Annotated in this window: 2 protein-coding genes and 1 pseudogene; all 3 read left to right on the forward strand. The window is 36.0% G+C overall.

Annotated elements, in window-relative coordinates; translation table 11 throughout:
* Positions 1-269: pseudogene (locus tag FXW07_RS05730) on the forward strand (ISNCY family transposase); the annotation flags it as partial.
* An 86-nt stretch (positions 270-355) separates the two neighbouring features.
* Positions 356-508, forward strand: a complete 153-nt coding sequence (locus tag FXW07_RS05735; RefSeq protein ID WP_229394611.1) for a DUF2080 family transposase-associated protein — start codon at positions 356-358, stop codon at positions 506-508.
* Complete coding sequence (locus tag FXW07_RS05740) at positions 505-1,554, forward strand: transposase (RefSeq protein ID WP_229394612.1); 1,050 nt, start codon at positions 505-507, stop codon at positions 1,552-1,554. The genes FXW07_RS05735 and FXW07_RS05740 overlap by 4 nt, the downstream gene beginning before the upstream one ends.
* Positions 1,555-1,624: the final 70 nt, after the last annotated feature.

Consider the following 1,624-nt stretch of genomic DNA (forward strand, 5'->3'; position numbering starts at 1 on the left):
CTCCAATGGTTCATAATGGCTATAATCCTCATACTAAAGAAGGTCTTGGAGAAATCAACATTGGTCGATATAAATGCTCAAATTGTGGTAATACACACGAAGAAGATCATAGTTTTTGGGAAGATCTGAAGACTTTACTTTTTAATTCATTCAATGATTTCTTCCAGTTACTCAGATACCATAACGTTTCATACGATGGAATTTCTGATATAATGGACTTCATCTATCCAAGATCAAAAAGCACTATTTTAAGAGCATTCTACGAACAGTATCTCCGAATCACTGCTCTAATTTTTCCAAGAACTCCTAATTTAGCCAAATTATTTATCCTTTTTGTATATACATATTATATACTATGAAGCAAGTTGAGTTGGAACTCCAAAACCATCTTGAAATTGATAACATTGAAGGATTCCTAATTCGTAAAGTAACCAAATTCGGGAACGGTGCAAAGGTCGACTGTCCCAAGGAATATCTTGGACGTACGGTTTATCTTGTGATAATATGACTTTAGATCCTGCCAGATATTTTCGCACTCTAAAGACATTGGATACATTCATAGATCGTTCTCTGGAATTGAAACCAAAGAGCAAATTTCTTTCCGGTTTCCACTATAATCGAGATCTTCTCAAATCTTCAGTTGCCAACACCTATGTTGAAACCGTTGGAAACCGAGCAGACTCTTTACATCTTGCAATAAAGAAAGTGCCTGTTTCAAACATTTATTGGGAGTATCTAGAAACGGTCAAAATCTTGGGAACAAAGTTTTGGCTTCAAGAAAAAGAAGTTGTATTAGCCTTTGATTATACAGATGAAGATTTTTATGGTGACCCTCAAGGTTTCTGGATACATGGATGGACTGGAGAACATGGAATATCTGGGAAATTCAAATTCTTGACATGTTCAATTGTCAGTTCAGATATTCCACAAAAAATTCCCCTTATTTCAGTTCCGGTTAGGATGGGGCACAATATGGCATATACTGTGACATGGTGCCTTACAGTCATTGAACCAATTGTAAAATCGATTTCTCTAATTTTGTTTGATAGGGGATTCTACAGCAAAGAACTCATGCTGACACTTTCCAATTCAAAGTATCCATATCTGATTTTTGTCCCAAAAAACCCCAAAATTAGAAAAGAACTTGCTCAAATGGAAGAAGCTGAAAAGAAAACAATGCAATACAAATTCAAGCTCAACATAAATAAAACGGTTCTGAAAGGTGAAACCACTCTGGCATTGCTGAAACAAATATTCGATAAACAAAGCGACAAATCATATGATTGGGCATTCGCCACTAATCAGTCTACAATTGATCTTGACCATATTATTGCATCATATAAAAGAAGATGGAGAATTGAGACTGGTTTTAGAATTCAGGATGAGGCACGTATCAAATCCAAATCAACAGATGTAAATGTTCGATTTTTCTACTTCGCTTATGAACAGGTATTGCAACTGCTATGGATTATCCTGTATAAAGAAGAGGAGAGTTTCAAGGTATTCATGATAGACATGTATGAAGAATGCTTGAAAAGGTACAAAAATGTGTAAATAAGCGGCCACCTCCATTGAACCAGTGACGTGGAGGTGTAGGTCAATGGAGCAGCAGGGAGCTATTGAT

The sequence above is a fragment of the Methanosarcina sp. DH1 genome (genome assembly GCF_020804205.1).
Classification (GTDB): Archaea; Halobacteriota; Methanosarcinia; order Methanosarcinales; family Methanosarcinaceae; genus Methanosarcina; species Methanosarcina vacuolata.